Below are 26,911 nucleotides of genomic sequence, written 5' to 3' on the forward strand. Positions count from 1 at the left end.
GGGCGCGTTGAATTCGGCGCGGTGAGGGGGAGGCCGTTTCTGGCCGAAGTGGCCGAAGTCGGGGATGTGGGGGAAGTGGGGGTCCGGGGGCGCCGCACCCAGGAGGGGCGGTCACACGAACGGGGCCCGCCTTCAAGAAGACGGGCCCTCAGACGTACCCAGACCTACCCAGACGTACCGCACAAGACCCCGCGTCAGCGGGACCGCTTGGCCAGTCGCTCCACGTCCAGCAGAATCACGGCCCGCGCCTCCAGGCGGAGCCACCCGCGCTGCGCGAAGTCGGCCAGCGCCTTGTTCACGGTCTCGCGGGACGCGCCGACCAGCTGGGCCAGCTCCTCCTGCGTGAGGTCGTGGACGACGTGGATGCCCTCCTCGGACTGCACGCCGAAGCGGCGGGAGAGGTCGAGCAGCGCACGGGCCACACGGCCCGGGACGTCCGAGAAGACCAGGTCGGACATCGCGTCGTTGGTCTTGCGCAGCCGGCGCGCGACGGCGCGCAGCAGGGCGCCCGCCACCTCGGGGCGGACGTTCAGCCAGGGCTGGAGGTCGCCGTGGCCGAGGCCCAGCAGCTTGACCTCGGTCAGCGCGGTGGCCGTAGCCGTGCGCGGGCCCGGGTCGAAGAGCGACAGCTCGCCGATGAGCTCGCTGGGACCCACCACGGCCAGCATGTTCTCGCGGCCGTCGGGGGACGTGCGGTGGAGCTTGACCTTGCCCTCGGTGACGACGTACAGCCGGTCACCGGGGTCGCCCTCGTGGAACAGCGAGTCGCCGCGTGCGAGGGTCACCTCACTCATGGAGGCGCGGAGCTCCGCGGCCTGCTCGTCGTCGAGAGCCGCGAAGAGCGGGTTGCGCCGCAGAACGTCGTCCACGAGTTCTCTCCTTGTCGACCTGCTCAGGGGATCTTGCGCCCCGCGTACCAGGGGACCCTGCTCCCCATTTTGCCGGACGTTCCAAACAGTGTGATCTGTCACAAGGATGCCGCACAGGTGTCCCGAGGTAAGCGGCAGGGGTCCAATTGGGGGCCGATCTTCTGGGTCCGGGGCGGATGTCGGTGCCGGGCTTTAGGCTGGCCGGGTGTCCAAATTGCCGGTGAGAGCGCAGGCCGAGGGGGCTGGGCGGGTGGTTGTACGTCGCGATTCCGCTGTGGGCGAACAAGCCTCTGGCGGTGGCAGGAAAACGGCAAGAACGACAAAGAAGACGGCGGCCGCTCCCCAGAAGGCCACGGCCGCCGCTCCCAAGAAGGCCACGGCCGCCGTGAAGAAGGCCGGTCCCGCGAAGACCATCGCCCCGAAGCCGCCGAAGAACGAGTCGCGCACGGCCCTGGTCCGCCGGGCCCGCCGGATCAACCGCGAACTCGCCGAGGTCTATCCGTACGCCCACCCGGAGCTGGACTTCGAGAACCCCTTCCAGCTGATCCTCGCCACGGTGCTGTCCGCGCAGACCACCGACCTCAGGGTCAACCAGACCACGCCCGCCCTCTTCGCCAGGTACCCGACGCCCGAGGACCTGGCCGCGGCCAACCCGGAGGAGGTCGAGGAGATCCTCAGGCCCACCGGTTTCTTCCGGGCGAAGACCAAGTCCGTCATAGGGCTGTCCAAGGCCCTGGTGGAGCAGTTCGACGGCGAGGTCCCCGGCCGGCTGGAAGACCTCGTCAAACTGCCCGGCGTCGGCCGCAAGACCGCCTTCGTCGTGCTCGGCAACGCCTTCGGCCGCCCCGGCATCACCGTCGACACCCACTTCCAGCGGCTGGTGAAGCGCTGGCAGTGGACCGACCAGACCGACCCCGACAAGATCGAGGCCGCCGTCGGCGCGCTCTTCCCGAAGAGCGACTGGACGATGCTCTCGCACCATGTGATCTTCCACGGCCGCCGCATCTGCCACGCCCGCAAGCCCGCCTGCGGCGCCTGCCCCATCGCCCCGCTCTGCCCGGCGTACGGCGAGGGCGAGACGGACCCCGAGAAGGCGAGGAAGCTGCTCAAGTACGAGAAGGGCGGTTTCCCGGGCCAGCGTCTGAAGCCCCCGCAGGCGTACCTCGACGCGGGCGGCAAGCCGGCCCCGCCGCTGGGGGCGGGATGACGGAACGACCGCTGGGGGCGGGATGACGGAACGATCTCGTGAGGTCCGGGCGTTGGACCCGAGGGAACGGGGGTGGCGATGACGCGAGCGAGCAATACGTGGGGCGGCCCGGTGACACTCAGCAAGGAGGGCCTTCCCGGCTGGCTGGACCCGGTGGTGCACGCCGTGGAGACGGTCGAGCCGCTGCAGCTGAGCCGCTTCCTGCCCCCGGAGAACGGCGCGGGGCGCCAGTCCGCCGTCCTCATCCTGTTCGGCGAGGGCGAGCGCGGCCCCGAGCTGCTGCTCATGGAGCGGGCGACCTCCCTGCGCTCCCACGCCGGCCAGCCGTCCTTCCCCGGCGGCGCCCTCGACCCCGAGGACGGCGACCCGAAGGCCGACGGGCCGCTGCGGGCCGCCCTCCGCGAGGCCGAGGAGGAGACCGGGCTCGACCCGGCCGGAGTCCAGCTCTTCGGCGTGCTGCCCAAGCTCTACATCCCGGTCAGCAGATTCGTCGTCACCCCCGTTCTCGGCTGGTGGCGCGAGCCCAGCCCGGTCGGGGTGGTCGATCCGGCCGAGACCGCCCGTGTCTTCACGGTCCCCGTGGCGGATCTCACGGACCCCGGCAACCGGGCCACCACCGTCCACCCCAGCGGCCACCGAGGTCCGGCATTTCTGGTCGAATCGGCCCTGGTCTGGGGTTTTACGGCCGGAATCATCGACCGCCTGCTCCACTTCTCGGGCTGGGAGCGGCCCTGGGACCGGGAGAAGCAGGTCCCGCTCGACTGGCGGTCATGACAGGGTGTCCCCTGAGGTGACCGCGAAGTGATGAGGCGAGGCTAAAAACCGGTGAACGTGCTGGACATCCTGTTGCTGGTCGCCGCCGTGTGGTTCGCGATCGTCGGTTACCGCCAGGGCTTCGTGGTCGGCATCCTGTCGGTGATCGGTTTCCTGGGCGGCGGTCTCGTCGCCGTCTCCGTGCTTCCGGTGATCTGGGACGCCCTGAGCGACAACGCGGAGGTCAGCACCACCGCCGCCGTCGTCGCGGTCGTCATCGTGATCGTCTGCGCCTCGGTCGGCCAGGCCCTGACCACCCACCTCGGCAACAAGCTGCGCCGCTACATCACCTGGTCACCGGCCCGCGCCCTGGACGCCACCGGCGGCGCTCTGGTGAACGTCGTCGCGATGCTCCTGGTGGCCTGGCTGATCGGCTCCGCCCTCGCACAGACCACACTGCCGACGCTGGGCAAGGAGGTCCGCAACTCCAAGGTGCTGCTGGGCGTCTCGGAGGCGCTGCCCGATCAGGCCGACACCTGGTTCAAGGACTTCACCTCGGTCCTTGCGCAGAACGGTTTCCCGCAGGTCTTCAGCCCGTTCTCCAACGAGCCGATCAAGGAGGTCAAGCCGCCGGACCCGGCCCTCGCCAACAGCCCGGTGGCCACCCGGGCCCAGCGCTCCATCGTCAAGGTGATGGGCACCGCGCAGAGCTGCGGCAAGGTCCTCGAGGGCACCGGCTTCGTCTTCGGCGACCGCCGTGTCATGACCAACGCGCATGTCGTGGGCGGCGTCGACGAGCCCACCGTCCAGATAGGCGGCGAGGGCCGGAAGTACGACGCCACGGTCGTCCTGTACGACTGGGAGCGCGACATCGCCGTACTGGACGTGCCGGACCTGAGCGCGCCCGCCCTGAAGTTCACGTCCGAGGACGCGGCCAGCGGCGACGGCGCGATCATCGCGGGCTTCCCGGAGAACGGGGCGTACGACGTCCGCGCCGCGCGGGTGCGCGGCCGCATCACGGCCAACGGCCCGGACATCTACCACCGCGGCACCGTGCACCGCGATGTGTACTCGCTGTACGCGACCGTCCGCCAGGGCAACTCCGGCGGCCCGCTGCTCACGCCCGAGGGCAAGGTGTACGGCGTGGTCTTCGCGAAGTCGCTCGACGACTCCGACACCGGCTACGCGCTCACCGCGGACGAGATCCAGGGGGACATCGCCAAGGGCCGTACCGCCACGCAGCAGGTGGACAGCGACAGCTGCGCACTCTAGGTCCTGTCGTTGACGACAGGACCTGCTGGGGCGGGCCCTGGGCCGAACGGCGTGTCAGCCGCGCGGGTGGCGCAGGCGTACCGAGACCCAGCGGGCCCGGCGGCGCAGGATGCGCGGGATACCCACCCGGAGATCCGTGTCCGGCAGCTGCGGGGCAGCGCCTTCCTGGTGGGAGCTCAGGCCGCTGCCCGAGCGTCGATTGCGAACTACGTCACTGTAGTCGTGCGTCCAGCCCATACCCCGACGTCTGCCCCTGCCCCATGGTCGATAATCGCCTCCGGGCCGCCCAATTGGCCTATGCGCCAGGCAATTGGCCGTTCACAGGACACGCGTTCAGGCCCCGGACACCGGGCGCATCGGCGTGGTCACCGATCGGGTTCGGGATCCTTCAGCCAGTTGATCAGCTCTGCCGAGAAGGCGACCGGATCCTCCTCGTGCGGGAAGTGCCCGAGCCCGTCGAAGAGCCGCCAGCGGTACGGCGCCTCGACGTACTCCCCGGATCCGGCCGCGCTGCGGATCCGCATCACTGGGTCGAGCGAGCCGTGCAGATGCAGCGTCGGCACACGCACCGGGCGCTTCATACGACGGTTGAACTGGATGCCGTCGGGGCGGGCGATCGACCGCACCATCCAGCGGTACGGCTCGATCGAGCAGTGCGCCGCGGAGGGGATGCACATCGCGCGCCGGTACGCCTCCACCGCATCGTCGTCCGGCAGGCCCGGGCCGGACCAGTCCCGGATCAGCCGGCCCACCAGCGCGCCGTCGTCGGCGGTGAGCCGGCGTTCCGGGATCCAGGGCCGCTGGAATCCCCAGATGTAGGAGCCCGCGCTGGTCTGCTTGAGGTCCGAGAGCATGGCCGAGCGCCAGCGCCGGGGGTGCGGCATGGACGCCACCGCGAGCCGCCGTACGAGCTTGGGCCGCATCGCGGCGGCCGTCCACGCCAGATAGCCGCCCAGGTCATGGCCGACCAGCGCGGCGTCCGGCTCGCCCAGGGAGCGGATCACGCCGGTCACGTCGAGGGCGAGGTTGGCCGGGTCGTATCCGCGCGGGGTGCGGTCGCTGCCGCCGACGCCCCGCAGGTCCATGGCGACGGCCCGGAAGCCCGCGTCGGCGAGCGCGACGAGCTGATGCCGCCAGGCCCACCAGAACTGCGGGAAGCCGTGCAGCAGCAGGACCAGCGGCCCGTCGCCCAGTTCGGCGATGTGGAAACGCGCGCCGTTGGCGGCGACGTTGCGATGGGTCACCTCGTGCCCGCCGGGGAGGTCCAGTCGTACGAGCGAGGCAGGCTGCGCCGAAGCGGCGGGATCCGTCATGACGACGAGCGTGCCACAGCTTCGATGGCCTGGGGGGCCCGGTCCTGGGGGAGCTCCGGACGCGGGTGCGGCTTGGCCTTCTGCAGCACGCCGGCCGTCTCCTTCATCGAGGCGGCGACCTTCTGCGGGCCCTGGCTCTTCTTGGCCTTCTTCGCGAAGACCACGCCGATCAGCGCGAGGACCGCGGCGACCAGCACGTTCGCCGCGAAGGACAGCAGGAAGCAGATCGCGAGGTTCCAGTCGCTCCAGGTCCGGATGCCGTACGCCAGCGCGAAGTTCAGCATCGGCAGGGAGAAGATCAGGACCGCGCCCGCCAGCGAGAACGCGCCGCCGCTCGTCGCCCCGCGCTTGACGTCCTGCTTGAGCTGCGCCTTGGCCAGTGCGATCTCGTCGTGCACCAGCGCCGACATTTCGGTCGTCGCCGAGGCGAACAGCTGGCCGATGCTGCGTTCGGCGCCGACCGGGCTGCCGTCGGGTGCGCTCATCGCGGTCTCCCTTGTTGTCTGTCCGATTGTCCGTCTGATTGTCTGTCCGGATCATGCCTGACGGTGAACGGGCTCTTTTGTACCGTCCCGTCAGATCATGCCGGACGGTCGTTCTCCTCGCCTGCCCCGCCCGCCACTTCGGCAAGCCCGTGCCGTACGGCGGCCTCCTGCTCCGCGGCCTTGAGCGCGGCGGTCCGGCGGTGCTCGGCGGCCTTGCGTTCGTGGATGGCGGCCATCCTCAGGTGGTACGCCGGGTTGTCCTCCTCGTAGATGTCGGGGATGCCGTCGAGGTCGTCGTCGCGTTCCTCCGCCTCGAAGAGCCTGCGGTATCCGGCGTTCCGGATCTTCAGGAGGACGGCCGCGAGGACGGCCGCGATCAGGGACCCCGTCAGGACGGCGGCCTTGATCTCGTCCGTCAGTACCGTGTCGCCCTCGAAGGCGAGCTCGGCGATCAGCAGCGAGACCGTGAAGCCGATGCCGGCCAGGGTCGCCACGGCGAAGACGTCCGACCATGCGAGGTCGTCGCTGAGCGAGGCCCGGGTGAAACGGGCCGTCAGCCAGGTCCCGCCGAAGATGCCGATCGCCTTGCCGACCACGAGGCCGAGGACCACGCCCAGCGTCTCGGGCCTGTCGAACACATCGGCGAGCGCGTGGCCGGAGATCGAGACACCGGCGCTGAACAAGGCGAACAGCGGCACTGCCAGGCCCGCCGAGAAGGGGCGTGCCAGGTGCTCGATGTGCTCACCGGGGGAGTGCTCCTCCCCCTCCCGGGTGGTGCAGCGCAGCATCAGGCCCATGGCCACGCCGGAGATGGTGGCGTGGACGCCGCTGTTGTACATCAGCCCCCAGATGACGAGGGCGAGCGGGACGTAGACGTACCAGCCGCGTACGCCCTTGCGCAGCAGCAGCCAGAAGACGGCGAGACCGGCCACGGCGCCGCCGAGTGCCGCGAAGTCGATGCTGTCGGTGAAGAACACCGCGATGATCAGGATCGCGAAGAGGTCGTCGACGACGGCGAGGGTGAGCAGGAAGGCCCGCAGGGCGTTCGGCAGGGACGTCCCGATGACGGCGAGCACGGCCAGCGCGAACGCGATGTCGGTGGCGGTGGGCACCGCCCAGCCCTCCAGGGAGCCGCCGCCGGTGAGGCTGGTGAGGAAGTAGACGAGCGCCGGTACGGCCATCCCGCACAGCGCCGCCACCACGGGCAGCACGGCCGCTTTCGGGTCGCGCAGGTCACCGGCGACCAGTTCGCGTTTGAGCTCGATGCCGGCGACGAAGAAGAAGACCGCGAGGAGTCCGTCGGCGGCCCAGTGCGCGACCGACAGGTCGAGCCCGAGTGCCGCGGGGCCGAGGTGGAAGTCGCTGACGCTCTCGTAGCTGTCGTGCAGCGCGGGTATGTTCGCCCAGACCAGCGCGGCGATCGCGGCGAGAAGCAGCAGGACACCGCCGACGGTCTCGGTGCGCAGCGCGTCCGTGACGAAGGTCCGCTCGGGCAGGGACAGGCGTCCGAGGACCTTGCGGGGAACGGTGGTGCGGGGCGCGGCCACGGGGAGACCTCCGGTCGGTGGGCAGGACGGAGCACATGCCGACCAGACTTCCCGGCGCACCCTGAGTGTTGTCTTTTTGCTTAGTTTACCTAAGGTACGCGAGAAGGAATCCGGCGATCCCCACGTTAGGTGCGAAAAGGGCACCCGGCGCGCTTGCTGCCAGGTGCCCTCGGGAGCCGTACTCCGCCGTGCTCAGTCCTCGCTGGGCGCCGCCGGGAGCTTCGCCTGGATGAGGTCCATGACCGTGGAGTCCGTCAGCGTGGTGACATCGCCGAGCTGGCGGTTCTCGGCCACGTCCCGCAGCAGACGGCGCATGATCTTGCCGGAGCGGGTCTTCGGCAGCTCGGCCACCGGCAGGATCCGCTTCGGCTTGGCGATCGGGCCGAGGGTGGCGCCGACGTGACCTCGCAGCTCGGCGACCAGCTGCTCGTCCTCGGCGTTCGCCGTGCCGCGCAGGATGACGAAGGCGACGATGGCCTGTCCGGTGGTCTCGTCGGAGGCGCCGACGACGGCCGCCTCGGCGACCGACGCGTGCGAGACGAGCGCCGACTCGACCTCGGTGGTGGAGATGTTGTGGCCCGACACCAGCATCACGTCGTCGACGCGCCCGAGCAGCCAGATGTCGCCGTCGTCGTCCTTCTTCGCCCCGTCCCCCGCGAAGTACTTGCCCTCGAAGCGGGACCAGTACGTGTCGAGGAAGCGCTGGTCGTCGCCCCAGATGGTGCGCAGCATCGACGGCCACGGCTCGGTGAGGACCAGGTAGCCGCCCCCGCCGTTGGGCACCTCGTTCGCCTCGTCGTCGACGACGGTCGCCGAGATACCGGGCAGCGGGCGCTGTGCGGAACCGGGCTTGGTCTCGGTGACGCCCGGCAGTGGCGAGATCATCATCGCGCCGGTCTCGGTCTGCCACCAGGTGTCCACGATGGGGGTCCGGTCGGCCCCGATGTGCTTGCGGTACCAGATCCAGGCCTCGGGGTTGATCGGCTCGCCGACCGAGCCCAGCACCCGCAGGCTGCTGAGGTCGAACTTCGCGGGGATGTCGTCGCCCCACTTCATGAACGTACGGATCGCGGTGGGCGCGGTGTACAGGATCGTCACCCCGTACTTCTGCACGATCTCCCAGAAGCGGCCCTGGTGAGGGGTGTCCGGGGTGCCCTCGTACATGACCTGACTCGCGCCGTTCGCCAGCGGCCCGTAGACGATGTACGAGTGTCCGGTGACCCAGCCGACGTCGGCCGTGCACCAGAAGACGTCGGTCTCCGGCTTGAGGTCGAAGACCGCGTGGTGCGTGTACGTGACCTGCGTGAGGTAACCGCCGGAGGTGTGCAGGATGCCCTTCGGCCTACCCGTCGTACCGGACGTGTAGAGGATGAACAGCGGGTGCTCCGCCTCGAACGCCTGCGGGGTGTGCTCGGCGGACTGCCGCTCGACGATCTCGTGCCACCACACGTCGCGGCCCTCGGTCCAGGCGACGTCCTGGCCGGTGCGGCGGACCACGAGCACATGCCCGACGTTGTCCACGCGCGCGATCGCCTCGTCCACGGCCGGCTTGAGCGCGGACGGCTTGCCGCGCCGCCAGCCGCCGTCGGCGGTGATGACGACCTTGGCGTCGGCGTCCTGGATACGGGTGGCGAGCGCGTCCGCCGAGAAGCCGCCGAAGACGACCGAGTGCGCGGCGCCGATCCGCGCGCAGGCCAGCATCGCGACCGCCGTCTCGGGGATCATCGGCATGTAGACGGCGACCCGGTCGCCCTTCTGAACTCCCAGCTCCAGCAGGGCGTTCGCGGCCTTGGAGACCTCGTCCTTGAGCTCGGCGTAGGTGATGGCGCGGCTGTCGCCCGGCTCGCCCTCGAAGTGGATGGCGACCCGGTCCCCGTGGCCGGCCTCCACATGCCGGTCCACGCAGTTGTACGCGACATTGAGCTCGCCGTCCTTGAACCACTGGGCGAACGGCGGGTTCGACCAGTCGAGGGTCTCGGTCGGCTCCTTGGCCCAGGCCAGCCGGCGGGCCTGCTCGGCCCAGAAACCGAGCCTGTCAGCCTTGGCCTGCTCATACGCCTCCGCGGTGACATTGGCGCGCGCGGCCAGGTCGGCGGGGGGTGCAAACCTGCGCTCTTCCTTGAGCAGGTTGGCCAGGCTTTCGTTGCTCACGGCATCTGCCTTTCCCAGGGTGTCCGTTGTGTCCCAGGCCACAGCTCATCAGACGGGGGGTCCGATGACAAGGGTCGACGGGAGAATTGGTTTAGACCTGTTTGCGGGATGGTAGCGGCGGGCTGCGTCACCCGTACCCACGGATGCCGACGGGACGGAGTTCAGAGGCTGTAACGCGTTTCACAGGGGAGGGTGCGGCGCGGCGGATGAAGTGACCCGGGCGGGTCGGACGCCGACCGCTCCCGGATGACGTGACCGGCCCTCCCTGCGGTGGGCTCACGCGGACAGGTCCGCCGTTCCCACGTGATCGAAGAGCTCTTCCCCGTCGGCTCCCGAGAGCAGATAGGCCTGGGCCTCGCCCACATGGAAGTACATTCCGTGCAGCTCCAGTTCCCCGTGCCGCAGGGCCCGGGCCACGGACTCGTGGGCACGCAGATGCTCCAACTGCTGGACCACATTGGCCAGACAGAGCCGCTCGACCGCGTCGGCGGGCGGGCGTCCGGCCAGGCCCCGCCACGGCCGGCCGGTGTCGGCCATGCGCTCCAGACTGGGCAGCCCGTGCCGCAGCCACCGCTTGAGCGGGGTCCGGGCGCCCGTGGGCTCGGCGTTGAGCAGCGCCTGCATGGCGCCGCACCCGGAGTGTCCGCACACGGTGATGGAGCGCACGTTCAGCACGTCCACCGCGTACTCGATGGCGGCCGCCACCGAGTCGTCCCCGCTCTCCTGGCCCGGCGGCGGCACGAGGTTGCCCACATTGCGCACCACGAAGAGGTCACCGGGACCACTGGATGTGATCATCGATGTGACCAGCCGCGAGTCGGCGCAGGTGAGGAAGAGCTGGGCAGGACGCTGTCCCTCGCGCGCCAGCCGCGCCAGCTCGCCCCGCACCAGGGGTGCGGTGTCGCGCTGGAACGCGCTGATGCCACGCGCCAGTTCGTGCCCGCTCGGGCCTGAGGCGGCCGCTGCGCAACCCCCTGGCCCGGGCGCGCCGGACCCGCCCGGATGCCCGCCGGGTGACGGTGCGGGCTGCACACGGTCGCACTGGTGGTTGCGCCAGGGCGTCCAGGGACGGCAGCGGCAGCCGGTGGAGTTCACCGGTTCGTCGTCGCCCGCCTCGGAGAGCTGACCGGAAAGACCCGTGGGCTCGCCGATCCGGACTCCGGCGCGACGGCCGGTCACCTCGACGGACCCACCCTGCGCGGTGTGCGTCTTCTGCCAGTCCTGCAGCGCCTCGTACGCCGCGTGATCCATGAAGGAGCCGTCCAACTCGACGACGGCGTCGGCCCCTTGGGGTACGAGATGCAGCACACGGCTGAGCCGCGGCACGGCGAGGAACGTCAACTGTCCTCGTACATGTACGTGATGGACTCCTTCCTTCTCCTCACGAGTGATCCGGGTGCGGGCGAGGCGGTTCAGGGCGACGGAGACGGCAACGGCGACCCCCAGCGTCACGCCCTGAAGGACGCCGAGGAGGACCACGCCGAGTGTGGTGACGGCGTACACCAGCACTTCCCGGTGGCGGGTCACCGTGCGGATGTGGTGCAGGGACACCATCTGGATGCCGATGGCCATCACCAGGGCGGCGAGCGAGGCGAGCGGGATGAGCTCCAGGACCGGGACCATCAGCAGCGCGGCAACCACTACGAGAACGCCGTGCAGCATCGTGGAGTTCCGGCTCAGGGCACCCGCCTTCACATTCGCGGACGTCCGCACGGCCACCCCGGCGACCGGGAGTCCGCCGAGCGTGCCGGAGACGATGTTGGCGGCGCCCTGGCCGAGCAGTTCGCGGTCCAGGTCCGAGCGTCCGGCGCGGGCGGGCAGGCCCGGGCGGCCGGCCGCCAGCTTGTCCGCGGCGACCGCGCCGAGCAGCGACTGCACACTGCACACCAGCGTGATGGTGAGCACGGCGGTGGCGAGGCCCAGTACCGGGCCCTCGGGCAGCCCGGCCAGGGCATGGCCGCTCCAGGCGGGCAGGGCGACCTTGGGCAGGGTCAGTCCGGCGAGCGAGGCGGCCGCGGTGGCCCCGGCGACGGCGACGAGCGCCGAGGGGACCTTGCGCAGCAGGTGTCCGGCCCGGCCGGGGATCCGCGGCCACAGCAGCAACAGGGCCAGGGTCAGCGTGCTCACCGACAGGGCGGCGGGACGCAGATGCGCCAACTGGGCAGGCAGGGCATGCAGGTTGGCGAGGACGGAGCTCTGTGGAGTGCCGCCGATGACGATGTGCAGCTGGGCCACGGCGATGGTGACGCCGATACCGGCGAGCATGCCGTGCACGATGGCGGGGCTGACGGCGAGGGCGGTGCGGGCCACGCGCAGGCAGCCGAGGCCGATCTGGGTGAGTCCTGCGAGGACCGTGATGGCGCAGGTCGTACGCCATCCGTAGCGGTGGATCAGGTCGGCGGTGACGACGGTGAGCCCTGCGGCGGGGCCGCTGACCTGCAGGGCGGAGCCGCCGAGCCGCCCGGCGACGAGTCCTCCGACGGCGGCGGCGACGAGACCGGCCTGGAGGGGCGCGCCGGTGGCGAGGGCGATGCCGAGGGACAGGGGGAGGGCGATCAGGAAGACCGCGATCGAGGCGGACACGTCGGCGCCCGCGACGCGGAAGCGGCGGGGCGGGGTCGGCGGGGGGCTGTGGGGCGGGTGGTTGGTCGTCGACCGGGTCGGGTCGGCGGCGCGGGTGGGGACGCAAGCTGACATTGTTTCCCGTCTCCTCCGGGGCAGCGCGGTCGCGGATCAGGTGGTCCCCCGTCGATGGCGGGGGGTCGGGTCGCGGCCGTGGGTCACGGCATGCAGCGGCGGGATGAATCACGCTCGGTAAATGAATCGTAATGCAGAGTAAAGGGCGGGCATAGACTTTCCGGGCAAATGGGGCAACAAGTCACCCGGAAAGGTGAAGTAACTACTTGATCGGCTTGTCTTACTAATTCCCTCTCGGTCCCGTGCGACCTTGGCGGCGCTGTCGGACCTTCCCGGCGCATCACCAGAAAACGCCCTCGTCGGCGTGGGCCCGAGAGTAGGAAGAAGGTGGGCCGATCATGGCAGCCACCCAGAGGATCGCCGCTGGCGCCGTGGTCGCCGCGGCCGCCGCGGCCTGTGCGGCGTCACTCGCCGGTTGCGCGACCGGCGTCAGCGGTTCGAAGCAAGGGGCGCCCGGACCACCGAAGGGGGCCCCGGGCCCGCCGCCCAGGAGCATGGTCCGGCTGATCGGGGACGGCTCCACCTCGTACACCGGGGCGCAGCCCCACCTCCCCAGACCCGAGCGCCTCAAGCCCGGCCTGCGGCCCCCGCAGTTCGTGGTCTTCTCCTGGGACGGTGCCGGCGAGGACGGCCAGAAGCTCTTCTCCTACTTCCGCAAGGTCGCCAAGGCCAACAACGCGACGATGACGTACTTCCTGAGCGGCGTGTACATGCTGCCGGAGGACAAGCGCGACCTGTACCGGCCCCCGCAGCACTCCCCGGGCCGCTCGGACATCGGCTTCAACGACGAGGAGGGCATCGCCGACACCGTGAAGCAGCTGCGTCTGGCGTGGCTGGAGGGCAACGAGATCGGCACCCACTTCAACGGCCACTTCTGCGGCAGCGGCGGCGGGGTGGGCGAGTGGTCGGTGGACGACTGGAAGGACGAGATCTCCCAGGCCAAGCAGTTCGTCAAGTCCTGGAAGACCAACACCGGCACGAGGACGGCGGCCCCGCTGCCCTTCGACTACGACAAGGAACTCGTGGGCGCGCGCACCCCCTGCCTGGAGGGCCGGAAGAACTTCATGAAGGCCGCCCGCGACATGGGCTTCCGCTACGACACCAGCGGCGTCAACCAGCAGGTCTGGCCCAGGAAGAAGGACGGCCTGTGGGACCTGTCGATGCAGCTCGTGCCGTTCCCCGGACACTCCTACGAACAACTCAGCATGGACTACAACTTCATGGTCAACCAGTCGGGCACCAGAACCCAGGGCGACCCCGCCAAGCACGATCTCTGGGGCGACCAGATGCGCGACGGTCTGCTCAAGGGCTTCGACCGCGCCTACAACGGCAACCGCGCCCCACTGATCATCGGCAACCACTTCGAGTCGTGGAACGGCGGCACCTATATGCGCGCCGTCGAGGAGGTCGTGGAGGAGGTGTGCACCAGGTCCGAGGTGCGGTGCGTCTCCTTCCGGCAGCTCGCCGACTGGCTCGACGCCCAGGACCCGCAGGTCCTGAAGAAGCTGGGCACCCTGAAGGTCGGCGAGGCCCCGAAGCAGGGCTGGGCGTCCTTCCTGGCCGGTCGGCCCGCCCCGGCACCGAGGGGCGTACCGGGGGCGAAGGCGGTCAGGCCGTAGTCGGCCCTCGCCATCGCCCTCTCAAAACCCTGACGCCGCACCCTCAAACCCCTGACCGCCGCACGCTCAAACCCTGACCACCGCACCCTCGCCGAGCACGAACCCGGGGTCGATCTGCGCCGCCAGATCGACCCCGGTGCGCGCATTGCCCCATGAGGCCGCGTTCTTCAGGTGGAAGTGCACCATCTGGCGCGTGTAGCGCTCCCAGTTCCGCAGCTCGTACGTCGCGTCGACGGCCGTCTGCAGCAGGCGCAGGGCGCGGCGGTTGGCATCCTCCAGGAGCTCGAACCGGGGCGGCCGGCCTTTCTCCAGGGCACGCACCCAGTCCGAGTGCCCGACCGTCACGAGCAGGTCGTCCCCGACTTCGGTGCGGAGGAAGTCGAGGTCGTCCTGGCCCTGCACCTTGTTGCCGACGACCTTCAGCACGACGCCGAAGTCGCGGGCGTACTCCTTGTACTGGCGATAGACGGAGACTCCCTTCCGGGTCGGCTCGGCGACGAGGAACGTGATGTCGAAGCGGGTGAACAGACCGGACGCGAAGGAGTCCGAGCCCGCCGTCATGTCGACGACGACGTACTCGCCGTGGCCGTCGACGAGATGGTTCAGACAGAGCTCCACCGCACCGGTCTTGGAGTGGTAGCAGGCCACTCCCACATCGGACTCGGTGAACGGGCCGGTGACCATCAAACGGACGGCGCCGCCGTCGAGTTCCACCGGCCGAGCGCAGGCGTCGTACACCGGATTGTCCTCGCGCACCCGCAGCAGCCGCGAGCCCTCGCCGGGCGGGGTCGTCTTGATCATGGTCTCGGCGGAGACGATCCGTGGGTTGCTTCCGCGCAGGTAGTCCTTGATCAGCGGCAGCCGATCGCCCATCGCAGGCAGTGCGGCGGCCTCCGCCTCGTTCATGCCGAGCGCGGGGCCCAGGTGCTGGTTGATGTCGGCGTCGACGGCGACGACCGGGGCGCCGGCATGGGCTAGATGGCGGATGAACAGGGCGGACAGGGTGGTCTTGCCGCTGCCGCCCTTCCCGACGAAAGCAATTTTCATGTTCACAAAGGGTAGTCAGGTGATGGCTGTGCGTGGCAGACGGACGTGAAGAAGACCACTCCTTCGTGGGTCTGCCCTCAAGGTGCGTAGGGTCGTACTCATGAGTACGACAGGTGCGACCGCCGATCCGCTCGCAGCCCTGGGCTCGCTGCCCGGCGTGGCCGAGTCCGTCGAGTCCGTGCGCAAGTCCGTGGACCGGGTCTACGGGCACCGGGTCATGCGGCGGCGCAGCAACGAGATCACGGCCGAGGCCGCCCTGCGTGGCTCCCGCGGTTCCGCGGCACTGTCCGGTGCGGACTGGGCCCTCGAAGAGGTGCGCCGGCGCACCGACTTCAGCGGTGACGACGAGGCGCGTGTGGTGGGCGCGTCCCTTCGGCTGAGCGCGGAGGCGGGCCAGCTGCTGTCCATCTGGCGGCAGTCGCCGCTGCGGGTGCTGGCCCGGCTGCACCTGGTCGCGGCCGCGGGCACCGGCGACGAGGTCGGGCGGCCGCGCCAGGACGGTGAGCCGGTCGACGAGCCGCTGGTCGAGCTTCCGCTGCCGGATGCCGCCGAGGTGTCCGGCCGTCTCGAAGGGCTCTCCGAGCTGATCATCGCGGGCAGTTCGGCCCCGGCGCTGGTCATGGCCGCCGTCGTGCACGGCGAACTGCTCGCGCTGCGCCCCTTCGCCTCCCACAACGGCCTGGTCGCGCGCGCGGCCGAGCGCATCGTCCTGGTGGGCAGCGGTCTCGACCCCAAGTCCGTCTGTCCGGCGGAGGTCGGCCACGCCGAGCTGGGCCGGACCGCGTATCTCGCCGCCCTCGACGGCTATGTCTCCGGCATCCCGGAGGGGATGGCCGCCTGGATCGCCCACTGCGGCAAGGCGGTCGAACTTGGGGCGCGTGAGTCGACGGCGGTGTGCGAGGCGTTGCAGCGCGGGGCGGCGTGACGCGCGTGGTGTAACGCAAGCCGTGTAACGCGGAAAGGCCCCCGGGAGGAGGCCTCACAGGGTTGCGGCGGTACGAGAATTCGCACCGCCGCTGGCATGTCCACCGGGTTACCAAGCGTCCTCGATATCTCGCCCATCAGGCCGGGAACTTTGCCCGTCACCTGGTGCGGCTGGCCCGTAATCGACGGGTCGACGTCGCGTGGGTGCCCGGTGTTCATGCTCGGTCCGTGGGGCCAGTTTGCGTATTTTAAGGTGATCCTCTCGGACGTCCTTGGTCTCGCGGGCCGTTAACCCCTTTGTACTCCAGGCCCTGAGCAAGCGGAAGGCCTGGCTGCACTTCTTTACCTTTAAGTTCAAACACGTACTAATCCGGCGCGGGAATTCCGAACGAGGGTCGGGAGGTGGCGAAATGGCAGGTCAGGCCGCCGCCGCGCGACGCCGGCTCGCGTACCAGACCAGTCCCGCGGTGGCCGCCGCGGCGCCTATGGCGGCGGCCGCGACGAGCGCCGGACGGGGCGGTACGGAGAACGCGGGGAGCCTCTTCTTCAGCCGCACCGGGCGGTGGAAGTCGAGGATCGGCCACCCGCGCGCGACGGCCTCGCGGCGCAGCGCCCGGTCCGGGTTCACGGCGTGGGGCAGGCCGACGGCCTCCAGCATCGGCAGGTCGGTCGCCGAGTCGCTGTAGGCGTAACAGCGTTCGAGGTCGTACCCCTCGGACTCGGCCAGCTCCCTGATCGCCTCCGCCTTCGTCGGGCCGTAGGCGTAGTACTCCACCTCTCCGGTGAAGCAGCCGTCCTCGCCGACCACCATCCGGGTCGCCACCACGCGGTCGGCGCCGAGGAGTTCGCCGATCGGCTCGACCACCTCGGCGCCCGACGTGGACACGATCACCACGTCCCGTCCGGCGGTGTGGTGCTCCTCGATGAGCGAGGCCGCCTCGTCGTAGATGATCGGGTCGATGATGTCGTGCAGCGTCTCGGCGACGATCTCCTTGACCTGCTGGACGTTCCAGCCACGGCACAACGCGGAGAGGTACTTCCGCATGCGCTCGATCTGGTCGTGGTCCGCGTCGCCGGCGAGGAAGACGAACTGGGCATATGCGGTACGCAAGGCGGCCCTGCGGTTGATCAGTCCGCCTTGGTAGAAGGACTTGCTGAACGTGAGCGTGCTCGACTTCGCAATGACCGTCTTGTCCAGGTCAAAGAAGGCCGCTGTGCGGGGCAAGGAGTGGTTTTCCACGCCCCGAGCATAGGCGCAGCCCATTCGGCGTAAGGTAGGCGCGTGGGTTTGCCTGAGAGGCCTCTCGGGTACACCATGGAAGTCACGGATCGTTCGCGACCGTGCTAACCCGGTCCGACTCCTCCCCCCCCGAGTCGGCCGTGGAGACGACCCCCGCTCTCCCCCCCGGCGGGGGTCGTCGCATGTCCGGGTGGGTTTGCCCCTTTCTGCGCGCGGCCGCGGCGTCGACGCCGGGCCGTCGGGGCCGTCGTCTCCGAACGCCCATGATCCGTCACCGTGGGTAGTTGCCGTTCCGCTCTGCCGGAGTCGCACACGAGGCAGTACACGAGTCACTGGTTTGGGTGACGGCGATATTCACAACTGCCGAGTTGTCCACAGTTATCGACCAAGATCCACACGATTTCCGGGTTCGTCGCACCGTGATTCCAACGCGTCCTGCGGGTGCCGACTCATTGGCCGGTTCCAGTAAGTCGGTCGCGTTTGGCCGGTTCGTATCGGCCGTTCATATGGAGGCCGGTTGCCGGTTCTTCACACGTTTGGGAATCGCGGGGCCGCAGGGGCGCTGCGAGAGATGCAGCGAAGGGGGATGGAAACCGTGGCCGGATCCGTCACACACGATCCGCCGCCCGCCGCCTCAGGGCGGCAGGGCACACCACTGATCGTGACCGAGGACGACGAACTGCTCGACGACCTGCTGCGCCTGTGCGCGGCAGCCGGCGCCACACCCGAGGTCCATCGGTTCGTGCACGACAGCAGTTGGGAGGCCGCACCGCTGGTCCTGGTCGGCGACGATGCCGCGCGGCGGGTGCGCGGGGCCGCGCGCAGACGTGGAGTGGTGCTGGTCGGCCGTGACCAGGACGACTCCGGGGTCTGGCGGCGAGCCGTGGAGATCGGCGCCGACCACGTCCTGATGCTGCCCGACGGTGAGCAGTGGCTGGTCGACCGTATCGCCGACGTGGCCGAGGGGGTCGGCCGGCCGGCCCTCACCGTCGGCGTCATCGGCGGCCGGGGAGGGGCCGGAGCGTCCACGCTGGCCTGCGGACTCGCCGTCGCCTCCGCGCGCGAGGGACTGCGCACCCTGCTCGTGGACGCCGATCCGTTGGGCGGCGGACTCGACGTACTCCTCGGCGGGGAGACCGCCGAGGGGCTGCGGTGGCCCGCGTTCGCCGCCTCGCGCGGCAGGGTCGGCTCGGGCGCCCTGGAGGAGTCGCTGCCGCGGCTGCACTCGCTCAGGGTCCTCAGCTGGGACCGCGGGGACTACGTGGCCGTCCCGCCGCAGGCCGTGCGGGCGGTGCTCGCCGCCGCGAGACGGCGGGGCGGCACGGTGGTCGTCGACCTGCCGCGCCGTGTGGACGACGGCGTCGCCGAGGTTCTCGCCCAGCTCGACGTGGGGCTCCTCGTGGTCCCCGCCGAACTGCGCTCCGTCGCGGCCGCCGCCCGTGTGGCCTCCGCCGTCGGCATGGTCCTGCGCGATCTGCGGGTGGCGGTACGCGGTCCGTATGCGCCCGGGCTGGACGACCGCGAGGTGGCCCGGCTGCTCGGGCTCCCCCTGGCCGGTGAGGTACCCGTCGAGTCCGCACTGCTGCGCCCGGACGGGGGCAAGGAGCCGCCTGCCGCGGCGGCCCGCGGTCCGCTCGCGCGCTTCTGCAAGGGGTTCTGGGAGCGGGCGCTGCTGGAGGCGGGTGCGGCATGAACACGGTCTCCGGGCTTGAGCGGGCGGGGAGTTCGACGGGTGCCGCGGGCGGTGGGGCGGCCGGTCGGGGCGTGCCTTCGGCGAGGGCGTCAGGCATGTCTTCGGGGATGCCTCCAGGAATGCCATCTCGGATGCCTCCAGGAATGCCTTCTGGGATGTCTCCAGGGATGTCTTCGGGGCTGCTGAACGGCGTGCGGCGGTGGCTGGCCGAGAGCGGGGCCGAGCCGACACCAGCGCGTGTGGCGCAGGCGTTGCGGGAGCAGGGGCGGGTGCTCGGGGATGCCGAAGTCCTCGGCGCGGCTGAACAGTTGCGGTCGGAGCTGGTGGGCACGGGCCCGCTGGAGCCGCTCCTCGCCGATCCGTCGGTGACCGATGTGCTGGTCTCGGCCCCGGACCGGGTCTGGGTGGACCGAGGCGGCGGACTGGAGCTGACCGGCGTCCGCTTCCCCGACGCCGCGGCCGTACGACGCCTCGCGCAGCGCCTGGCCGCGGTGGCCGGACGCCGCCTGGACGACGCACGGCCCTGGGCCGACGCGAGGCTGCCCGACGGGACCCGGCTGCACGCGGTGCTGCCGCCGGTCGCCGTGGGCTGCACCTGTCTGTCGCTGCGCGTCGTACGACCGCGTGCGTTCACGCTCGACGAACTGGTGGCCGCGGGCACGGTGCCGCCCGGCGGGGACCGGGTGCTGCGGGCGCTGCTCGACGCGCGCTTGTCCTTCCTCATCAGTGGCGGCACCGGAAGCGGCAAGACAACCCTGCTGAGTGCGTTGCTGGGGCTCGTCGGCCCGGGTGAGCGGATCGTGCTCGCCGAGGACTCGGCGGAGCTGCGGCCGGACCATCCGCATGTCGTCCGGCTGGAGAGCAGACCCGCCAACCAGGAGGGCGCGGGGCTCGTCACGCTCCAGGACCTGGTGCGGCAGGCGCTGCGGATGCGGCCGGACCGGCTGGTCGTGGGGGAGGTGCGAGGGCCCGAAGTGGTGCATCTGCTGGCCGCGTTGAACACGGGCCACGAGGGCGGGTGCGGAACCGTGCACGCCAACGCGGCGGCTGATGTACCGGCTCGGTTGGAGGCCCTGGGCACCGCGGCGGGGCTCGACCGGGCCGCACTGCACAGCCAGTTGGCGGCAGCGCTGTCCGTGGTCCTGCACCTGGTGCGCGACCGGGCCGGTCGGCGGCGGATCGCCGAGGTGCATGTGCTGGAACGGGACCCTTCCGGGCTGGTGCGGACGGTACCGGCGCTGCGGTGGGGCGCGGAGGCGTTCGTCGGCGAGCGGGGGTGGGAGCGGCTGCGGGGGCTGCTTCGGAGCGGGGGGAGCGGGCCGGGGTGCGGGGGCGGTGAGTCGGCGGGCAACGGCCGCGGACTGCTGGGTGTCGGCGGTGAGGCCGGCGGTGAGGTCGGCTTCGGGCGCGGTGAGTCGGCGTGGGAGAGGGGCGGTGACCGGGATGAGTGAGACGGCGATGGGAGCGGCCGTGGTGTGCGCCGGAGCGGCGGCCTGGCTGCTCGGCGGGAGGCACTTCGGGGCTGCCCGGCGGGCCCACCTGCTGCTGGCCGGTAGCGGAACGGTGGGGGTCGGTCCGCCGGCCCGGCGGCAACTGGCCGACGGGCTGCGACGGGTCCGTGGGCGGCTGCGGGCCGAGTGGTGGTCACTGGCCGCCGGTCTGGTCCTCGCCCTGCTGGGCGCCTCCGTGCTGCCGGCCGTCGCGGGGGCGGCCGGTGTGCCGCTGCTGCGACGGGTGCGGCTGGCCGCTCAGGACCGGCGCGCCCGGGAGCGCCGGGGCGACGCGGTGATCGCGCTGTGCGGGGCGCTCGCCGGGGAGGTGCGCGCCGGACGGCAGCCCGGCGAGGCGCTGCTGCTTGCCGCCCGGGACGCCGGCGGGCTCGGTGACGGCCAGGCGGCCGTGCTCGCGGCGGCGCGGTTCGGCGGCGATGTCCCGGGCGCACTTGCGGCGGCGGCACGTCAGCCGGGTGCCGAAGGGCTGCTGGGCCTCGCGGCGTGCTGGCGGGTGGCAGTGGACCAGGGCGCCGGACTCGCCGCCGGACTCGACCGGCTCGAAGGGGCGCTGCGCGCCGAACGAGACCAACGAGCCGATCTGCGCGCCCAGTTGGCGGGAGCGCGCGCCACGGCCCTGATGCTCGCCGGGCTGCCCGTCCTGGGCCTGGTGCCCGGAGTGGCTCTGGGCGCCGATCCGCTGCATGTGCTGCTGCACACCGGGGCGGGGCTGGGCTGCCTGCTGGCCGGCGGTCTGCTGGAGGGCCTGGGGATGTGGTGGGCGATGCGGATCGTACGGAGAGCGGAGGCGGTGTGAGCGCGGAGGTTGTCCACAGGCTGGGGGCGGTCATGGGGGTTCTGCTGGTCCTCGGGTGGCTGATCCGGTGGTTCCGGGCGGTACGGCATGAACGCAGGGTGCGGCGGCGACTGGCCGGAATGCTGGTCGGCGAGGAGATGACGGCCGGACCGCGATTCGACCTGCGGGACGCCGGGAGACGGTGGCTGCCGGGAGTGGGAGCGGTGTGTGCCGGATGGGTCCTGGTCGGCGGTGTCGCCGGTGCCGGGGTAGGGCTGGGGATCGCGGTCGGGCTCTGGCGGTGGAGTCTGCGTCGGACGGCGGCCGGAGTCGCGGAGGAACGTGACGCGGGCGCGGCTCGACGGCAACTTCCGCTGGCCTCGGACCTCTTGGCGGCCTGCATCGCCGCGGGTGCCGGTCCGGTGATCGCGGCGCAGGCCGTGGGGGAGGCCCTGGGCGGCCCCGTCGGGGAGGGGCTGGCTCGCGGCGCGGCGGAGGTGCGGCTCGGCGGCGAGCCGGCCGAAGCCTGGCGCACGCTCGCCTCGATACCGGGCGCCGAGGCCCTGGCGCGACTGCTGGAACGGGCCGACGTGTCCGGGCTTCCCGCCGCCGGACCGGTCGCCCGGCTGGCCGCGGACGCCCGCGCGGAGTGGGCCCGCACCGCCACGGCACGGGCACGGCGGGCTGCCGTGATGGTCACCGCACCGGTCGGGCTGTGCTTCCTGCCCGCGTTCATCGCGGTGGGGGTGCTGCCCGTGGTGATCGGACTTGCGGGTGGCGTGCTGGGAGGAGGAGGTGGATGACCGGCGTGGGCCGACGGCCGGTGATGGAGAGCCAGTAGTCGCAAGAGCTGTCAGAAGCGTGGCAACAGTACTGATCCTTACGGGGGTTGAGATGAGCAAGGTAGTACGGGCGCGGTTGCGTGCCCTGGTGTGCAGGATGCGGGTGGCACGGAGGGACGCGGGGATGGTCACCTCCGAGTACGCGATGGGGATCGTCGCGGCGGTGGCGTTCGCCGTGGTCCTCTACAAGGTGGTGACGAGCGGGGCCGTCAGCGCGGAGCTCCAGGGCATCGTGAAGCGGGCGCTCGGTGCGCGGATGTGAGCGGGAGACGGACCAGGGGTTCGTGACGGCGGAGTCGGCCGTGGTGCTGCCCGTGCTGGTCATGTTCGCGATGGCGCTGGTGTGGGGGCTGCTCGTGGTGGCCGCCCAGATCCAGTGCGTGGACGCGGCCCGCACGGGGGCCCGCGCGGCAGCCCGGCAGGATCCGCCGGACGCGGTCGTGGAGCTCACCCGTGCGGCCGCACCGCGCGGAGCGAAGGTCACGATCAGCCGGGAGGGGGACCAGGTCCGCGTGGCGGTCGTGGCCAAGCCGCCCGCGCTGAACGGCCTGCCCTTCGAGGTACGGGAGGAGGCCGTGGCGGCGGCGGAGGACACGGTGGGGGAGGGGAGATGAGACACGGTTGGGCCGTCCGGAGCAACGGCTGGGAGCCTGGGGCCGTCCGGCCGGGCGGTCGCATACTCGCTCTCGGCCGCCGCTGCGACCGTGGCTCCGCCACCGTCTGGAGCATCGGGGCGATCGCCGTCCTGTGTGTGGTGTTCGGTGTCGTGGTCGCGATGGGGCAGGCCGTCGTGATCCGGCACCGGGCGGCCGGCGGTGCGGATCTCGCCGCGCTCGCGGCGGCGGACCACTGGGCGGAGGGCGCAGCGGCCGCCTGTGCCCGCGCCGACCGGGTGGCTCGGGCACAGGGCGTGCGGCTCGTGCGCTGCGCGGTCGTGGGCGAGATCTCGGACGTGACGGCGGCGTCTGGACGGGGCCCGTTCGCGGCCGAGGTCAGAGCACGGGCGGGCCCTGCGGACGAGGCCTTGCCACCCGCGGCCCCTGCGGAATAGGCCGCTCGTGGGTGGGTCCTGCGGAACAGGCCGCTCGACGGGCGGGTCCTACGGTGCAGGCCGCTCGACGGACGGGGCCTGCGGAAGAGCCCGTTCCACGGCCGGGCCCTGCAGGACAGCCCGCTCGACGGGCGGGACCTGCGGAACAGGCCGCTCCACGGCGGGTCCTGCGGAATGGGCTCCTCCACCGGCGGCCTCTACGGAACCCGCCCTTCCACCGCCGGGTCCTGCGGAGCCGGCCGTTCCACCGGCGGATCCCGCGGAGCTGCCCCCTCCGCCGTCCCTTCCGCCACCCGCTCCTCCGGCGCCCCCCGCAGCAGCACCGTGAGCAACCGCACCGCCCCCCTCTTGTGCAGCGGGTCGTTGCCGTTGCCGCACTTGGGGGACTGGATGCAGGACGGGCAGCCCGCGTCGCACTCGCAGGAGGCGATGGCCTCGCGGGTGGCCGTCAGCCAGGCGCGGGCCGTGTGGAAGGCGCGCTCCGCGAAGCCCGCGCCTCCGGGGTGGCCGTCGTAGACGAAGACCGTCGGGAGGAGGGTGTCGGGGTGCAGCGGGATCGACACGCCGCCGATGTCCCAGCGGTCGCAGGTCGCGAAGAGGGGCAGCATGCCGATCGAGGCGTGCTCGGCGGCGTGCAGGGCGCCGCCGAGGATCTCCGGGCCGATCCGGGCCGCGTCCAGCTGGTCCTCGGTGACCGTCCACCACACGGCGCGTGTGCGCAGCGTACGAGGAGGGAGGTCGAGCTTCGTCTCGCCCAGCACTTCACCGGTGATGACACGCCGGCGCAGGAAGGAGACCACTTGGTTGGTGACCTCGACGGAGCCGTAGCACAGGCGGCCGTCGCCCCACGGGATCTCGGTGTCCGTCTCCAGGACGGAGATCGACGTCGTGTCGCGGGCGACCGTCGAATAGGACGGGCCTGCCTCCTCGACCAGCGCCACCGAGTCCTCCAGATCGAGGGAGCGCACCAGATATGTACGGCCCTGGTGCAGGTGCACCGCGCCCTCGTGGACGGTCGTGTGGGCGGCGCCCGCGTCTACGGTGCCCAGCAGCCGTCCCGTGCCGGACTCGACGACCCGGACCGGCTGTCCGCCCGCGCCGCGGATGTCGGTCAGGTCGGCGGCCCGTTCCCGGCGCGTCCAGTGCCAGGCCTTCGTCCGGCGGCGCAGCAGCTTCGCCGCCTCCAGCTGGGGGAGCAGTTCCTCGCACGCGGGGCCGAAGAGCTCCACGTCCTCGTCCACGAGGGGCAGCTCGGCGGCCGCCGCGCACAGGTGCGGGGCGAGGACGTACGGGTTGTCGGGGTCGAGGACGGTGGACTCCACCGGTTGGTCGAACAGTGCCTCGGGGTGATGGACGAGGAAGGTGTCGAGGGGGTCGTCACGGGCGACCAGGACGGCGAGGGCGCCTTGCCCGGACCGCCCGGCCCGGCCCGCCTGCTGCCACAGCGAGGCGCGTCTGCCCGGGTAGCCGGCGATCAGCACGGCGTCGAGGCCGGAGACGTCGATGCCGAGCTCCAGCGCGGTCGTCGCGGCGAGACCGAGAAGCTCGCCGGAGTGGAGGGCCTGTTCCAGGGCGCGGCGCTCCTCGGGGAGGTAGCCGCCCCGGTACGCCGCCACGCGCCGCGCCAGCGACCGGTCCACCTCGGCCAGGCGTTCCTGGGCGATCACGGAGATCAGCTCGGCGCCGCGCCGGGAGCGGACGAAGGCGACCGTGCGGACGCCCTGGACGGCGAGGTCGGTCAGCAGGTCGGCCGTCTCGGCGGTGGCGGTGCGGCGGACCGGCGCGCCCTTCTCGCCCTGCATCTCGGTGAGCGGGGGCTCCCACAGGGCAAACACCATTTCGCCGCGCGGGGAGGCGTCGTCGGCGACCTCGACCACCGGGAGGCCGGTGAGGCGGCGGGCGGCGACCGAGGGCTCCGCGGCGGTGGCGGAGGCGAGCAGGAACACCGGTGAGGCGCCGTAGCGGGCGCACAGGCGACGCAGCCGGCGCAGCGCCTGGGCGACGTGGGAGCCGAAGACGCCGCGGTAGGTGTGGCACTCGTCGATGACGACGTACTTCAGCGCCTTCAGGAAGGAGGACCAGCGCGGGTGGGACGGCAGGATGCCGCGGTGCAGCATGTCGGGGTTGGTGAGGACGTAGTTGGCGTACTGGCGCACCCATTCGCGTTCCTCGACCGGCGTGTCGCCGTCGTACACGGCCGGGCGGACGGAATTACCCAGAGGTTGTGAAAGTTCCTTCACAGAGCGGCACTGGTCCGCTGCCAGGGCCTTCGTGGGAGCCAGATACAGGGCGGTGGCACCGCGGCCGTTGGGGGCTTCGGATCCGTCCAGGAGCGTCGACAGGACCGGTACGAGGTAGGCCAGGGACTTCCCGGACGCCGTGCCCGTGGCGACGACGACGGATTCGCCGTCCAGGGCGTGTTCGGCGGCCCGTGCCTGGTGGGCCCAGGGGTGCTCGATGCCGCAGGCCCGGACCGCCGCGATGACCTCGGAGCGGATCCGGTCGGGCCAGACGGCATGGCGACCCTCGCGCGGGGGCAAGTGCTCCGTATGAGTGATGCGCGAAGCCCGGCTCGGCCCCGTGGCGAGCCGGGCGAGGACTGCGCCCGGCGAGAGGCGGGACACGGGCTCCGCCGAGTGTCGATCGGATCGGTGATTCTTGGCCATCGGCACCGAGTGTGTCACTGGCTTGACGGACAATGGGACCAAGGCGTCGTGCACGCCTGCCGGTAAGTGATTGAATGCCATCGCGGCTGGCGAACCGTCCCGGGGGCTCTGCCGAGGTGTCCCGCAGGGCGACCGCTCGATAGCAAGGTGCTGGAGGATCCGTGGACCTGTCCCTGTCGACCGAGACCATCGGCGATCGCACGATCGTCAGGGTCGGTGGCGAAATCGACGTATATACCGCGCCCAAGTTGCGCGAGCAGTTGGTCGAGCTGGTGAATGACGGCAGTTTCCACCTTGTCGTCGACATGGAGGGCGTGGACTTCCTCGACTCCACCGGGCTCGGCGTGCTGGTGGGCGGACTCAAGCGGGTGCGTGCCCACGAGGGCTCGCTGCGCCTGGTCTGCAACCAGGAACGCATCCTCAAGATCTTCCGTATCACCGGCCTCACCAAGGTGTTCCCGATCCACACCTCGGTCGAGGAAGCGGTCGAGGCCACCGACTGATCACCGGCCCGGCGCGGACCCCGTCCGTGACGGGCCGGCAGCAGTGAACGCAGGGGGCCGGGCTTTCGGCGGCCCGGGCCCCCGACAGCACGCCCGTTCCGAGGGGGATGCATGGCCACCGTGGAGCTCCGCTTCAGCGCGCTGCCCGAGCACGTCAGGACCGCCCGGCTCGTGGCGGCAGCGGTGGCGCGCAGGGCCGGGGTGGACGAGGCCGTCCTCGACGAGCTCAGACTCGCCGTCGGCGAGGCCTGTACCCGCGCCGTCGGACTGCATCAGACCGTCGGTATCTCTTCGCCGGTGAAGGTGCTGCTGATCGAGGAGGAGAAACAGTTCTCCATCGAGGTCGGCGACGAGGCACCCCGCGCGGCGCCCGGCGGCCGGGGTTCCGGTTCCGCGGGCGACGTGACCGAGGTGGAGGCCGAGGAGGACGAGATGGGTCTCGCGGTGATCAGCGGGCTCGTCGACGACGTCGAGGTGACCGCCGGGGAGCACGGCGGACTGATCCGTATGACCTGGCCGACCACGCCGCCGGCCGCGGTGCTCCCCTGAGGCGCGCGTCCCCCGCTGCGAAGTTTCCGACCCGAAGGGCCCTGGTGACCAGGGCCCTTCGGCATGTCCGGCCGCGGGCAACGGTCGTACAGTGGTCCCGTGAAGCCTTTTCGTGAATTCCTTCACGATCTATCAGGTGATAATTGGATCAAGCGTCAACGGTTTTGAGGCATTACCGCTTTTGAGTTCTGTGCAGG

The 26,911-nt window shown here is 71.2% G+C and carries 24 protein-coding genes; 14 read left to right on the plus strand and 10 right to left on the minus strand.

The annotated features are described in order from the left end of the window. Positions 1–194 precede the first annotated feature (194 nt). On the minus strand, positions 195–869 hold the full coding sequence (locus F7R91_RS26325) for a Crp/Fnr family transcriptional regulator (RefSeq protein ID WP_094218401.1): 675 nt from the start codon (positions 867–869) through the stop codon (positions 195–197). Positions 870–1,143: 274 nt separating this feature from the next. On the opposite strand from F7R91_RS26325, the gene nth reads away from it, so the two are divergent. From nth to F7R91_RS26340, 3 genes are all read left to right on the plus strand, one after another. Next, entirely contained in the window at positions 1,144–2,076 is a 933-nt protein-coding gene (gene nth / locus F7R91_RS26330; protein WP_225320800.1) for an endonuclease III, read from the plus strand. Positions 2,077–2,154: 78 nt separating this feature from the next. After that, positions 2,155–2,850 carry an NUDIX hydrolase gene (locus F7R91_RS26335; protein ID WP_150951831.1) on the plus strand — a complete coding sequence of 232 codons (696 nt, stop codon included), beginning with the start codon at positions 2,155–2,157 and terminating at the stop codon, positions 2,848–2,850. 51 nt (positions 2,851–2,901) lie between these two features. Then, positions 2,902–4,101 carry a MarP family serine protease gene (locus F7R91_RS26340; RefSeq protein ID WP_150951834.1) on the plus strand — a complete coding sequence of 400 codons (1,200 nt, stop codon included), beginning with the start codon at positions 2,902–2,904 and terminating at the stop codon, positions 4,099–4,101. A 54-nt stretch (positions 4,102–4,155) separates the two neighbouring features. On the opposite strand, the gene F7R91_RS42990 is transcribed toward F7R91_RS26340, so the two are convergent. From F7R91_RS42990 to F7R91_RS26370, 6 genes are all read right to left on the minus strand, one after another. Further along, positions 4,156–4,338, minus strand: a complete 183-nt coding sequence (locus F7R91_RS42990; protein WP_150951837.1) for a hypothetical protein — start codon at positions 4,336–4,338, stop codon at positions 4,156–4,158. Between the two features lie 128 nt (positions 4,339–4,466). Further along, positions 4,467–5,414, minus strand: coding sequence for an alpha/beta fold hydrolase (locus F7R91_RS26350; protein ID WP_150951840.1), 948 nt, complete (start codon positions 5,412–5,414; stop codon positions 4,467–4,469). Then, the gene (locus F7R91_RS26355; RefSeq protein WP_150951843.1) at positions 5,411–5,899 is read right to left on the minus strand and encodes a phage holin family protein; all 489 of its coding nucleotides are present in this window, start codon (positions 5,897–5,899) and stop codon (positions 5,411–5,413) included. The genes F7R91_RS26350 and F7R91_RS26355 overlap by 4 nt, the downstream gene beginning before the upstream one ends. A 95-nt stretch (positions 5,900–5,994) precedes the next feature. After that, the gene (gene nhaA, locus F7R91_RS26360; protein WP_150951846.1) at positions 5,995–7,446 is read right to left on the minus strand and encodes a Na+/H+ antiporter NhaA; all 1,452 of its coding nucleotides are present in this window, start codon (positions 7,444–7,446) and stop codon (positions 5,995–5,997) included. A gap of 192 nt (positions 7,447–7,638) precedes the next feature. After that, entirely contained in the window at positions 7,639–9,639 is a 2,001-nt protein-coding gene (gene acs / locus F7R91_RS26365) for an acetate--CoA ligase (protein WP_191971646.1), read from the minus strand. A gap of 234 nt (positions 9,640–9,873) precedes the next feature. Continuing rightward, on the minus strand, positions 9,874–12,294 hold the full coding sequence (locus tag F7R91_RS26370; RefSeq protein ID WP_150951851.1) for a bifunctional SulP family inorganic anion transporter/carbonic anhydrase: 2,421 nt from the start codon (positions 12,292–12,294) through the stop codon (positions 9,874–9,876). Positions 12,295–12,632: 338 nt separating this feature from the next. Here F7R91_RS26370 and F7R91_RS26375 point away from each other — a divergent pair, with 338 nt between their 5' ends. Beyond that, entirely contained in the window at positions 12,633–13,913 is a 1,281-nt protein-coding gene (locus F7R91_RS26375) for a polysaccharide deacetylase family protein (RefSeq protein ID WP_150951854.1), read from the plus strand. Between the two features lie 66 nt (positions 13,914–13,979). Here the strand turns inward: F7R91_RS26375 and F7R91_RS26380 are convergent, their stop codons facing one another. Next, complete coding sequence (locus F7R91_RS26380; protein ID WP_150951857.1) at positions 13,980–14,960, minus strand: ATP-binding protein; 981 nt, start codon at positions 14,958–14,960, stop codon at positions 13,980–13,982. 100 nt (positions 14,961–15,060) lie between these two features. Between F7R91_RS26380 and F7R91_RS26385 the strand changes: the two genes are divergently transcribed. Continuing rightward, entirely contained in the window at positions 15,061–15,885 is an 825-nt protein-coding gene (locus tag F7R91_RS26385; RefSeq protein ID WP_150951859.1) for a Fic family protein, read from the plus strand. A 417-nt stretch (positions 15,886–16,302) separates the two neighbouring features. Here F7R91_RS26385 and F7R91_RS26390 read toward each other — a convergent pair whose 3' ends face one another. Beyond that, the gene (locus F7R91_RS26390) at positions 16,303–17,148 is read right to left on the minus strand and encodes an HAD family hydrolase (RefSeq protein ID WP_150951862.1); all 846 of its coding nucleotides are present in this window, start codon (positions 17,146–17,148) and stop codon (positions 16,303–16,305) included. 562 nt (positions 17,149–17,710) lie between these two features. Here F7R91_RS26390 and ssd point away from each other — a divergent pair. The 7 genes from ssd to F7R91_RS26425 all read left to right on the plus strand — a co-directional run bounded on the left by ssd (position 17,711) and on the right by F7R91_RS26425 (position 22,996). Continuing rightward, entirely contained in the window at positions 17,711–18,817 is a 1,107-nt protein-coding gene (gene ssd / locus F7R91_RS26395; protein ID WP_150951865.1) for a septum site-determining protein Ssd, read from the plus strand. Positions 18,818–18,984: 167 nt separating this feature from the next. Further along, entirely contained in the window at positions 18,985–20,268 is a 1,284-nt protein-coding gene (locus tag F7R91_RS26400) for a TadA family conjugal transfer-associated ATPase (RefSeq protein ID WP_408056063.1), read from the plus strand. Continuing rightward, entirely contained in the window at positions 20,261–21,124 is an 864-nt protein-coding gene (locus tag F7R91_RS26405) for a type II secretion system F family protein (protein WP_150951964.1), read from the plus strand. Before F7R91_RS26400 ends, F7R91_RS26405 begins: the two co-directional genes overlap by 8 nt. Continuing rightward, complete coding sequence (locus tag F7R91_RS26410; RefSeq protein ID WP_150951868.1) at positions 21,121–21,906, plus strand: type II secretion system F family protein; 786 nt, start codon at positions 21,121–21,123, stop codon at positions 21,904–21,906. Before F7R91_RS26405 ends, F7R91_RS26410 begins: the two co-directional genes overlap by 4 nt. A gap of 91 nt (positions 21,907–21,997) precedes the next feature. Beyond that, the gene (locus F7R91_RS26415; protein ID WP_150951870.1) at positions 21,998–22,207 is read left to right on the plus strand and encodes a DUF4244 domain-containing protein; all 210 of its coding nucleotides are present in this window, start codon (positions 21,998–22,000) and stop codon (positions 22,205–22,207) included. A 22-nt stretch (positions 22,208–22,229) separates the two neighbouring features. Beyond that, entirely contained in the window at positions 22,230–22,559 is a 330-nt protein-coding gene (locus F7R91_RS26420; RefSeq protein ID WP_150951873.1) for a TadE family type IV pilus minor pilin, read from the plus strand. Further along, positions 22,556–22,996 (plus strand): Rv3654c family TadE-like protein, encoded by a 441-nt coding sequence (locus F7R91_RS26425; protein ID WP_150951876.1) that lies wholly within the window; start codon positions 22,556–22,558, stop codon positions 22,994–22,996. Before F7R91_RS26420 ends, F7R91_RS26425 begins: the two co-directional genes overlap by 4 nt. Before the next feature lie 197 nt (positions 22,997–23,193). Here the strand turns inward: F7R91_RS26425 and F7R91_RS26430 are convergent, their stop codons facing one another. Beyond that, entirely contained in the window at positions 23,194–25,743 is a 2,550-nt protein-coding gene (locus tag F7R91_RS26430) for a DEAD/DEAH box helicase (protein WP_225320802.1), read from the minus strand. A gap of 80 nt (positions 25,744–25,823) precedes the next feature. Here F7R91_RS26430 and bldG point away from each other — a divergent pair, with 80 nt between their 5' ends. Together bldG and F7R91_RS26440 are read left to right on the plus strand one after the other, a co-directional pair. After that, positions 25,824–26,165 carry an anti-sigma factor antagonist BldG gene (gene bldG / locus F7R91_RS26435; RefSeq protein ID WP_150951882.1) on the plus strand — a complete coding sequence of 114 codons (342 nt, stop codon included), beginning with the start codon at positions 25,824–25,826 and terminating at the stop codon, positions 26,163–26,165. A gap of 111 nt (positions 26,166–26,276) precedes the next feature. Beyond that, entirely contained in the window at positions 26,277–26,714 is a 438-nt protein-coding gene (locus F7R91_RS26440; protein ID WP_150951885.1) for an ATP-binding protein, read from the plus strand. The last annotated feature ends 197 nt before the right edge of the window (positions 26,715–26,911 follow it).

It is taken from the genome of Streptomyces luteolifulvus (assembly GCF_008806595.1).
Taxonomy (GTDB): domain Bacteria; phylum Actinomycetota; class Actinomycetes; order Streptomycetales; family Streptomycetaceae; genus Streptomyces; species Streptomyces luteolifulvus.

Bases quoted from the DNA above. Each gene is read 5' to 3' on its own strand.
- F7R91_RS26355 (WP_150951843.1), bottom strand. From the start codon at position 5,899: ATGAGCGCACCCGACGGCAGCCCGGTCGGCGCCGAACGCAGCATCGGC.
- F7R91_RS26430 (WP_225320802.1), bottom strand. From the start codon at position 25,743: ATGGCATTCAATCACTTACCGGCAGGCGTGCACGACGCCTTGGTCCCA.
- ssd (WP_150951865.1), top strand. From the start codon at position 17,711: ATGGAAACCGTGGCCGGATCCGTCACACACGATCCGCCGCCCGCCGCC.
- F7R91_RS26440 (WP_150951885.1), top strand. From the start codon at position 26,277: ATGGCCACCGTGGAGCTCCGCTTCAGCGCGCTGCCCGAGCACGTCAGG.
- F7R91_RS26370 (WP_150951851.1), bottom strand. From the start codon at position 12,294: ATGTCAGCTTGCGTCCCCACCCGCGCCGCCGACCCGACCCGGTCGACG.
- F7R91_RS26390 (WP_150951862.1), bottom strand. From the start codon at position 17,148: ATGGGCTGCGCCTATGCTCGGGGCGTGGAAAACCACTCCTTGCCCCGC.
- F7R91_RS26425 (WP_150951876.1), top strand. From the start codon at position 22,556: ATGAGACACGGTTGGGCCGTCCGGAGCAACGGCTGGGAGCCTGGGGCC.
- F7R91_RS26335 (WP_150951831.1), top strand. From the start codon at position 2,155: ATGACGCGAGCGAGCAATACGTGGGGCGGCCCGGTGACACTCAGCAAG.
- F7R91_RS26405 (WP_150951964.1), top strand. From the start codon at position 20,261: ATGAGTGAGACGGCGATGGGAGCGGCCGTGGTGTGCGCCGGAGCGGCG.
- F7R91_RS42990 (WP_150951837.1), bottom strand. From the start codon at position 4,338: ATGGGCTGGACGCACGACTACAGTGACGTAGTTCGCAATCGACGCTCG.
- F7R91_RS26375 (WP_150951854.1), top strand. From the start codon at position 12,633: ATGGCAGCCACCCAGAGGATCGCCGCTGGCGCCGTGGTCGCCGCGGCC.
- F7R91_RS26380 (WP_150951857.1), bottom strand. From the start codon at position 14,960: ATGAAAATTGCTTTCGTCGGGAAGGGCGGCAGCGGCAAGACCACCCTG.
- F7R91_RS26415 (WP_150951870.1), top strand. From the start codon at position 21,998: ATGAGCAAGGTAGTACGGGCGCGGTTGCGTGCCCTGGTGTGCAGGATG.
- F7R91_RS26350 (WP_150951840.1), bottom strand. From the start codon at position 5,414: ATGACGGATCCCGCCGCTTCGGCGCAGCCTGCCTCGCTCGTACGACTG.
- F7R91_RS26400 (WP_408056063.1), top strand. From the start codon at position 18,985: ATGTCTTCGGGGCTGCTGAACGGCGTGCGGCGGTGGCTGGCCGAGAGC.
- F7R91_RS26385 (WP_150951859.1), top strand. From the start codon at position 15,061: ATGAGTACGACAGGTGCGACCGCCGATCCGCTCGCAGCCCTGGGCTCG.